The organism is Streptomyces sp. NPDC033216 (genome assembly GCF_055577115.1).
This window is the reverse complement of sequence record NZ_JBVIQK010000002.1, coordinates 70,189-79,373: the sequence shown is the minus strand read 5'-3', so window position 1 is coordinate 79,373 and position 9,185 is coordinate 70,189. Positions and strand designations below refer to the sequence as shown.

The following is a 9,185-nucleotide window of genomic DNA, read 5'->3' as shown; positions in this document are numbered from 1 at the left end:
GGTCCCGTCCCCGCCGTCCCACCGCCGGAAGCCGTCACCTCGAACGGCGCGTCCTCCGGTGGGACGGCGGCCCCGTCTCACTCCACCGTGACGGACTTCGCCAGGTTCCGCGGCTGGTCCACGTCGTTGCCCCGCGCCGTGGCCAGCTCGCACGCGAACACCTGCAACGGCACCGTCGCCACCAGCGGCTGCAACAGCGTCGGCGTCACGGGGATCCGCACGAGATGGTCGGCGTACGGCACGACCTCCTCGTCCCCCTCCTCCGCGATCACGATCGTCCGCGCGCCCCGCGCCCGGATCTCCTGGATGTTGGACACGATCTTGTCGTGCAGCACGGACCGGCCCCGCGGGGACGGCACCACCACGACGACCGGCAGGTCCTCCTCGATGAGCGCGATCGGCCCGTGCTTCAGCTCACCGGCCGCGAAGCCCTCGGCGTGCATGTACGCCAGCTCCTTCAGCTTCAGCGCCCCCTCCAGCGCCACCGGGTAGCCCACGTGCCGCCCGAGGAACAGCACGGTGTCCTTGCCGGCGAGCGACCGCGCCAGCTCCCGCACCGGCTCCATGGTCTCCAGCACCCGCTCGACCTCCCCGGAGATCCGTGCCAGATCCCGCACCACGGCCCGGATCTCGTCCCCCCACTGGGTACCGCGCACCTGGCCCAGGTACAGCGCGACGAGATAGCAGGCCACCAGCTGCGTCAGGAACGCCTTGGTGGAGGCGACGGCCACCTCGGGCCCGGCATGGGTGTACAGCACGGCGTCCGACTCGCGCGGGATCGTCGACCCGTTGGTGTTGCAGATCGCCAGCACCTTGGAGCCCTGCTCGCGGGCGTGCCGCAGCGCCATCAGGGTGTCCATGGTCTCGCCGGACTGCGAGATCGCGATCACCAGCGACCGCGCCCCCAGGATGGGGTCCCGGTACCGGAACTCACTGGCCAGCTCCACCTCGCACGGGATCCGCGTCCAGTGCTCGATGGCGTACTTGGCGATCAGCCCCGCGTGGAAGGCCGTACCGCAGGCGACGATGACCACCTTGTCGACCTCCCGCAGCTCGGCGGCCGGGATCCGCACCTCGTCGAGGGTCAGCGCCCCGGAGACGTCGATCCGGCCGAGCAGGGTGTCGGCGACAGCCTTGGGCTGCTCGGCGATCTCCTTCAGCATGAAGTAGTCGTGACCGCCCTTCTCCGCGGCCGACGCGTCCCAGTCGACGTGGTACGACCGCACCTCGGCCGGACGGCCGTCGAACCCGGTGACCGTCACCCCGTCCCGGCGCAGCTCCACCACCTGGTCCTGACCCAGCTCGATCGCCGACCGGGTGTGCGCGATGAACGCGGCGACGTCCGAGGCGAGAAAGGCCTCACCCTCTCCGACGCCCACCACGAGCGGCGAGTTCCGGCGCGCCCCGACCACCACGTCCGGCTCGTCGGCGTGTACGGCGACCAGCGTGAACGCCCCCTCCAGCCGTCGGCACACCAGCCGCATGGCCTCCGCGAGGTCGCCGGTGCCGGAGTACTCCTCGGCGAGCAGATGGGCCACGGCCTCGGTGTCGGTCTCGGAGAGCAGCTCGTGCCCGCGCTCGGCCAGTTCGGCACGCAGCAGGGCGAAGTTCTCGATGATCCCGTTGTGCACGACGCAGACGCGTCCCGCGTTGTCGAGGTGGGGATGGGCGTTGACGTCGGTGGGCCCGCCGTGCGTGGCCCACCGCGTGTGCCCGAGGCCCGTCGTCCCGGTCGGCAGCGGCCGGGCCGCCAGCTCCTTGTCCAGATTGACGAGTTTGCCCGCCTTCTTGGCGGTGGCGAGCCCCCCGTCCGCCAGCACGGCGACACCCGCCGAGTCGTACCCCCGGTACTCCAGCCGTTTCAGCCCGGCCATGACGACCTCGAGTGCCGACTGAGACCCCACGTATCCCACGATTCCACACATGACCGGCAGCGTACGGCGGGAGAGCACCCCGAAAGGGCCTCCACGTGCCCGAATTCGGAAATTCCCACGGGGGTACGCAGGGGTGACGGATCCCACCTGTCATCCCGTTCGAACTCCGTTAACAATGGACTGTGATTCCTCCGGTCTCCTCGATACCCCGGAGCGCCCACCGGCACAGGCCGGAGGCGACTCCCTACCTCGACCTCACCCGCTCCGAGTGGAGCGCGCTGCGTGACAAGACGCCGCAGCCCCTCACCGCCGAGGAGGTCGAGCAGCTGCGCGGCCTCGGAGACGTCATCGACCTCGACGAGGTCCGTGACATCTACCTCCCGCTGTCCCGGCTGCTGAACCTCTACGTGGGCGCGACCGACGGCCTGCGCTCGGCCCTGAACACCTTCCTCGGCGAACAGGGTTCCCAGTCCGGCACCCCGTTCGTGATCGGAGTCGCCGGCTCGGTGGCGGTGGGCAAGTCCACCGTCGCCCGCCTGCTGCGAGCCCTCCTCTCCCGCTGGCCGGAACACCCCCGCGTCGAGCTGGTCACCACCGACGGCTTCCTGCTGCCCACCAAGGAGCTGGAGTCCCGCGGCCTGATGTCGCGGAAGGGTTTTCCCGAGTCCTACGACCGGCGCGCCCTCACCCGCTTCGTCGCCGACATCAAGGCCGGGAAGGACGAGGTCACCGCCCCCGTCTACTCCCACCTGATCTACGACATCGTCCCCGACCGGCGCCTCACGGTCCGTCGCCCGGACATCCTCATCGTCGAGGGCCTGAACGTCCTCCAGCCCGCGCTCCCCGGCAAGGACGGGCGGACCCGCGTCGGGCTCGCCGACTACTTCGACTTCAGCGTGTACGTCGACGCCCGCGTCGAGGACATCGAGCGCTGGTACCTCAACCGCTTCCGCAAGCTGCGCGCGACCGCCTTCCAGGACCCGCACTCGTACTTCCGGAAGTACACCCAGGTCTCCGAGGACGAGGCCCTCGACTACGCCCGCACGATGTGGCGCACCATCAACAAGCCCAACCTGGTGGAGAACATCGCTCCCACCCGCGGGCGGGCCGCCCTCGTCCTGCGCAAGGGCCCGGACCACAAGGTGCAACGGCTGAGCCTGCGCAAGCTGTGACCGCGGTACGCGGCACACCTGGGCAAGCCGTGATCTGAGCCTGTTAGAAAGGGCGCCATGCTGCACCTGCGCCTGATCACCCCGCCCGACAGTACCGCCGACGCGGTCCGCCTGATCGAGAACACGGTCGGCGCCACCCACCTCCTGGTGATGCCGGGCGCGGCCCGCGACCCCGAGGGTGACGTCGTGATGTGCGACGTGGCCCGCGAGGCGGGCGACCGACTCCTCAGCGGACTCCAGGAACTGGGCCTGGAGAAGACCGGCTCGATCGCCGTGGAGAACATCGACCTGTCACTGTCCCGGCGCGCCGACAAGGCCGAGGCCGACGCTCCGGGCGAGGGCGCCGACGCGGTCCTGTGGGAGCACCTCGTGGACGCGACGCACGAGGAGTCCACCCTCTCGGTCACCTACATCGCCTTCATCACCCTGGCCACCATGATCGCGGCCTGCGGCGTGGTGCTCGACAACGCGATCCTGATCGTGGGCGCGATGGCGGTGGGTCCGGAGTTCGGCCCGCTGGCGGGCATCTGCACGGCCGCCGTGCAGCGCGCCCCGCGCCTGGCCCTGCGTTCCCTGATCGCCCTGCTGGTGGGCTTCGCCGTGGCGATGACCGTGACGGCGGGTTTCAGCGTCTTCATGGACGCCGTGGGCCTGTTCACCAAGGGCCAGCTGGAGGGCGACCGCCCGAACACGGGCTTCGTCTACGCCCCGGACTGGTTCTCCTTCGTGGTGGCGGTCCTCGCGGGAGCCGCCGGCACCCTCTCCCTCACCTCGGCGAAGTCGGGCGCCCTGGTCGGCGTCGCCATCTCGGTCACCACGGTCCCGGCCGCCGCCAACGCGGCCGTGGCCCTGACCTACGGCGACACCAACCAGACCCTGCGCTCCTCGGAGCAACTCCTGCTGAACCTGCTGGGCATCATCCTGGCGGGAACCCTGACCCTGCTGGCACAGAAGTGGCTGTGGTCCCGGCAGCGAAAGAGCGACGGGTGAGAAGCCCCGGCCCCAGGGGCGCGGGGAACCGCGCGGGCGACCACGACGGATCGCGGTCCGCGACTCGCGGAACCCCCGCCCCGCACCCGGCCCGCGCGATCAGCCGAGCGCCGACTTCACGGCGTCGGCCAACCGCCCCGCGACGGACCGAGCCTGCTCGATGTCCGCCGCCTCCACCATCACCCGCACCAGCGGCTCGGTCCCGGAGGGCCGGAGCAGAACCCGCCCGGTGGCCCCCAGCTCCCGCTCCGCCTCGCCGACGGCAGCCGCGAGGTCGGCCGAGCTGGCGACCCGCGACCTGTCCACGTCGGGGACGTTGATCAGCACCTGCGGCAGCCGCTCCATGACGGACGCCAGCTCCCGGAGCGTCCGTCCGCTCTCGGCGACCCGCGCCGCCAGCATCAGCCCGGTCAGCGTGCCGTCACCGGTGGTCGCGTGGTCGAGGATGATCACGTGCCCGGACTGCTCACCGCCGAGGGCGTACCCGTGCTGCTTCATTTCCTCCAGCACGTACCGGTCGCCCACGGCGGCCTGGACGAGCGAGATGCCCTGGCGTTCCATGGCCAGCTTGAAGCCGAGGTTGGACATGACGGTCGCGACGACGGTGTCCGAGCGCAGGGCGCCCCGCTCCTTCATCGCGAGCGCGAGCACGGCGAGGATCTGGTCCCCGTCGATCTCCTCGCCGGTGTGGTCCACGGCGAGGCAGCGGTCGGCGTCACCGTCGTGCGCGATACCGAGAGCGGCCCCGTGCTCGACGACGGCGGCCTTCAGCTTGTCCAGGTGGGTGGAGCCGCAGCCGTCGTTGATGTTGAGCCCGTCCGGCTCGGCGCCGATCGTGACGATCTCGGCGCCGGCCCGCGTGAACGCCTCGGGCGAGACACGCGCGGCGGCACCGTGGGCCTCGTCGAGGACGATCTTCAGCCCGTCGAGCCGGTTCGGGAGGACCGCGATCAGGTGGGCGACGTAGCGGTCGAACCCCTCGTCGTACGAGCGCACGCGGCCGACGCCGGCGCCGGTCGGACGGTCCCAGGGAGCGCCGGTGCGGTGCTCGTCGTAGACCGCCTCGATCCTGTCCTCCAGCTCGTCGGCGAGCTTGTGGCCGCCGCGGGCGAAGAACTTGACACCGTTGTCCGGCATGGCGTTGTGGCTGGCGGAGAGCATCACGCCGAGGTCGGCACCGAGCGAGCCGGTCAGGTAGGCGACCGCGGGCGTCGGCAGCACACCGACCCGCAGGACGTCGACACCCGCGCTGGCCAGGCCGGCCACGACGGCCGCTTCCAGGAACTCCCCGGAGGCACGCGGGTCCCGTCCGACGACCGCCACCGGCCGGTGGCCCTCGAAGGTGCCCGCCTCGGCCAGCACGTGCGCCGCCGCGACGGAGAGTCCGAGCGCCAGCTCGGCCGTGAGATCCACGTTGGCGACACCGCGCACGCCGTCCGTGCCGAAGAGTCGTCCCACTTGTCCTCCTGAGGAAGCGTCAGTTTCGAAAGCCGTGCGGCGCGTCGGTGGATCAGCGGCGACTCCCGCGTCCAGGCAAGTGATGCCTTGAACATCCGATCACACAAGCCTTTGAGCACCTTGTGTCGTTATACGCCCACAGCTGCGAGAAAACGAACGCCCCGACGGCACTGTGGCGTGCCGCCGGGGCGTTCGGAGTACGTAGGAGCGGGCCGATCGGCCCGCAACCCGTACGAGCAGGCAGCGAAGCTTAACGCTTGCTGTACTGCGGGGCCTTGCGGGCCTTCTTGAGACCGGCCTTCTTGCGCTCGACCGCACGGTCGTCACGCGTGAGGAAGCCGGCCTTCTTCAGGGCACCGCGGTTGTTGTCGACGTCGGCCTCGTTCAGCGCGCGGGCGACACCGAGACGGAGCGCACCGGCCTGGCCGGAGACACCGCCACCGGCGATGCGGGCGATGACGTCGTAGCGACCCTCGAGCTCGAGGACCTTGAACGGCTCGTTGACTTCCTGCTGGTGCACCTTGTTCGGGAAGTAGTCCTCGAGGGTGCGACCGTTGATCTTCCACTTGCCGGTGCCCGGAACGATCCGGACACGGGCGATGGCGTTCTTGCGACGGCCCAGGCCGGCGGCCGGCTGCGGGTCGCCGAAGCGGCCGGCCAGCGACTCCGAGGTGTACTCGCCCTCGACGGGCACCTCGGACTCGGTGGTGTAGCTGTCGATGTCAAGCTCTTCGAGCGGCTGCTCGGCAGTGGTCTCGGCCACGGTTCTCCTCAGATTCTCTTCAGCTTGGGGTGGTGTGGCCGGACTTACTGCGCGACCTGGGTGATCTCGAACGGCTGCGGCTGCTGCGCGCCGTGCGGGTGCTGGTCACCCCTGTAGACCTTCAGCTTCGAGAGCATCTGACGGCCCAGCGTGTTCTTCGGGAGCATGCCCTTGACGGCCTTCTCGATGGCCTTCTCGGGGTTCTTGTCCAGCAGCTCGTCGTAACGGACGGAGCGCAGACCACCCGGGTAGCCGGAGTGGCGGTACGCCATCTTCTGGGTCCGCTTGTTGCCGGACAGGTGCACCTTGTCGGCGTTGATGATGATGACGAAGTCACCGGTGTCGACGTGAGGGGCGTAGATCGGCTTGTGCTTGCCGCGCAGGATGGAGGCGGCGGTGCTGGCGAGACGACCCAGGACGATGTCCTGAGCGTCGATGACGTGCCACTGGCGCGTCACATCGCCGGGCTTGGGGCTGTACGTACGCACGGTTCGTAGCCTTCGCTTCGAGTGAGTGGTCCTGACAAGGTCACCGAAGACGATCACGACAGCCCTGACCGCACTGCGGTGACGCATACCGCGTGCAGGTCGCTGGTCATCGGCCCGGTGGACCGGTGTAAGGGCCCGTCCCGTGAGAATGAGCAAGCCAATACACAACGAAGATGCAGGATACCTTCGGCGACTCGACCTGGTCAAAACGAGGCCTTTGAACGCCGGGATCCCCTGCTCTTCTCACCCAGTGTAAATGTGATCGTCGCCGGGGGTCGCCGCCGCCAGGCCCCCGCTTGCGCACCGAGCACCGGCCCCGTCCCCCACCTCTCCCCCACGGGACGCCCCCGGACGGGCCGAATGGACGGCCAGCGTGACCGTCAGAGCGCACAACGTCACCGCGTCCTTGAAGGCCCGGCGCTGCACCTGTTCCAGATAAGGCCAGCTCAGACCGGGTAGCTGCGGCACCATCGCCAGCCAGAACCACGGACCCCGCGCCACCGAGCCCACGTACGGCAGGCCGGCCAGCAGCAGCGGCACCACGACCACCAGATAGTGGTCGTACGACGGCCGTGAGACCAGGAACACCGAGAGCATCAGCCCCGCCGCGGTCTCGGAGAGCCTCAACGGACCGGGATCGGCACCGGCCCAGCGCCGGTACGCCGCGACCAGCCCCGCCGCACAGGCCGCCAGCGCGAGCGCCCGGGCGGCGTACCCCGGCACCCCCAGCCGCGGCAGCACGGCACCCGGGGAGGCCTCGTAGAGCCGTACGAAGGCGTCCTGTCCGTGCAGCAGGAAGGGCAGGGTCCGGGTGAAGAAGCCGGCCGGGTCGGGCAGCAGCAGGGCGCACGCGCCGGAGACCAGCGCCGGGACCGCGGCCAGGACGGCGAGCGCCTTCCAGCGGCCCGCGAAGAGGAACAGCAGCGCCAGCGGCGCCAGCAGCGGCTTCAGCGCCAGGGCGGCGCCGAGCACCGCGCCCGCCGCCGTCCAGCGGCCCCGGCTCGCCAGCAGCAGCACCAGCGGCAGGGCCAGGACCGCCGTCGCCGTCCAGTTGCCCAGCCGCACCAGGTGCCCGAAGGGCGCGAAGCCGGCCGCGAGCACGGTCAGCCCGAGCACCGCGAGCCGGCTGTCCAGCGGCACCCGGTGCAGCCGCAGCGCGCACACCCAGCCGCCCCCCAGACAGGCCACGACCGTCAGCGGCACCAGCACCCGCAGCACCTCCGGCGCCAGCAGCGCCTGCGGCACCGCGGCGAGGACGGCCCCCGGCAGATACAGGAAGTGCGGGTCGTCGTACGGGGAGCGTCCCGCCAGCCAGGCGTGTGCCGCCCGCACGACGATGGCGTTGTCCATGCCGCCGTCCGGGGTGGCCCGCGCCACATGCCCCGCGAGAGCCCCGAGCACCGCCACCAGCCCCAGCCACGGCGGCCAGGGGGAACGCCGCACCAACCACCCTGAGATGTCGTCTTTGCCCGTACTCATTCCCCGAACGCTAGGGGCAGCGGAGCCGGTTGAGGCGGAACAGCACACCTCCGGCCCCGTCTAAGATGCGGCCCATGAGCTATGGGCAGGGGGGACCTCCGTCCCAGTGGGATCCGTGGAAGCCGAACTCCCAGCAGCCGTGGACCAGCGGCGCCACGGACCCGGCGCCGGACTGGGCCGCGCTCGCCGAGGCGTCGGAGTCGCGCAACAAGCGCCGCCGGCTGCTGCTGATAGGCGGGGGCGTGCTCGCGACGCTGGGCGTGGGCACCGCCGTGGCCATGGCCGTCGTGTCGGCGAACGGCGGTGACGAGGCGTCCAACCGGCCGGCCTCCTCGCTGCCCGCCACCGCCGGCCTGCCGACCGCGTCCGCCACCCCGTCCTTCGCCCCGACCAGTGCCCCGCCGCCGCTGGACCCGAAGGAGTTCGTCTCCAGCAAGGCCAAGGACAGCGCGCCCAACGGCCCGGACATCATGTTCCCCGGCAGACAGCTGACGATGGGCTCGGCCGTCTACAAGAAGGCCGCGAAGGCCGACACCACCAACTGCGTCACCGCCGCCCAGGGCACCCTGCCCCCGGTGCTGACCGCCAACGGCTGCACCCGCCTGATGCGCGTCACGTACGTCAAGGACAGCGTCGCCGTGACGGTCGGCGTGGCCGTCTTCGACACCGAGGCCCAGGCACTCAAGGCCAAGGGCCAGGCCGACAAGAGCAGCATCATCAAGGCGCTGTCCGGCACCGGTGCCAAGTCCTTCTGCGCCGGCGCGATCTGCCGCTCGACGACCAACTCCTACGGCCGCTACGCCTACTTCACGATCACGGGCTTCACCGACGGCAAGGACGTGACGACGAAGGACACCCAGGTCTTCGCCGCCGGAGACGGCCTCGCGCAGTTCGCGTTCCAGCAGATCCGCCGCCGCGGCGAGACCCAGGCATCGGCGGCGGCGAACCAGTGACCCACTCC

The 9,185-nt window shown here is 70.6% G+C and carries 8 protein-coding genes; 3 read left to right on the top strand and 5 right to left on the bottom strand.

Going from position 1 to position 9,185, the window contains the following annotated elements:
- Nucleotides 1–77: 77 nt before the first annotated feature.
- The gene (gene glmS / locus ACZ5Y0_RS03860) at nt 78–1,925 is read right to left on the bottom strand and encodes a glutamine--fructose-6-phosphate transaminase (isomerizing) (protein WP_469127011.1); all 1,848 of its coding nucleotides are present in this window, start codon (nt 1,923–1,925) and stop codon (nt 78–80) included.
- A 131-nt stretch (nt 1,926–2,056) separates the two neighbouring features.
- Here glmS and coaA point away from each other — a divergent pair, with 131 nt between their 5' ends.
- Both coaA and ACZ5Y0_RS03850 read left to right on the top strand, forming a co-directional pair.
- On the top strand, nt 2,057–3,046 hold the full coding sequence (coaA, locus tag ACZ5Y0_RS03855; RefSeq protein WP_469127010.1) for a type I pantothenate kinase: 990 nt from the start codon (nt 2,057–2,059) through the stop codon (nt 3,044–3,046).
- 57 nt (nt 3,047–3,103) lie between these two features.
- Nucleotides 3,104–4,036 (top strand): DUF389 domain-containing protein, encoded by a 933-nt coding sequence (locus ACZ5Y0_RS03850; protein ID WP_469127009.1) that lies wholly within the window; start codon nt 3,104–3,106, stop codon nt 4,034–4,036.
- 99 nt (nt 4,037–4,135) lie between these two features.
- On the opposite strand, the gene glmM is transcribed toward ACZ5Y0_RS03850, so the two are convergent.
- From glmM to ACZ5Y0_RS03830, 4 genes are all read right to left on the bottom strand, one after another.
- A complete protein-coding gene (gene glmM, locus ACZ5Y0_RS03845) occupies nt 4,136–5,494 on the bottom strand; it encodes a phosphoglucosamine mutase (RefSeq protein WP_469127008.1) in 1,359 nt (452 codons plus the stop codon).
- Nucleotides 5,495–5,744: 250 nt separating this feature from the next.
- Entirely contained in the window at nt 5,745–6,257 is a 513-nt protein-coding gene (gene rpsI, locus ACZ5Y0_RS03840; protein WP_356560302.1) for a 30S ribosomal protein S9, read from the bottom strand.
- Nucleotides 6,258–6,301: 44 nt separating this feature from the next.
- Entirely contained in the window at nt 6,302–6,745 is a 444-nt protein-coding gene (gene rplM, locus ACZ5Y0_RS03835; protein WP_363089041.1) for a 50S ribosomal protein L13, read from the bottom strand.
- Nucleotides 6,746–6,988: 243 nt separating this feature from the next.
- Complete coding sequence (locus ACZ5Y0_RS03830) at nt 6,989–8,224, bottom strand: glycosyltransferase 87 family protein (protein ID WP_469127007.1); 1,236 nt, start codon at nt 8,222–8,224, stop codon at nt 6,989–6,991.
- A 74-nt stretch (nt 8,225–8,298) separates the two neighbouring features.
- Between ACZ5Y0_RS03830 and ACZ5Y0_RS03825 the strand changes: the two genes are divergently transcribed.
- Entirely contained in the window at nt 8,299–9,177 is an 879-nt protein-coding gene (locus ACZ5Y0_RS03825; protein ID WP_469127006.1) for a hypothetical protein, read from the top strand.
- Nucleotides 9,178–9,185 lie beyond the last annotated feature (8 nt).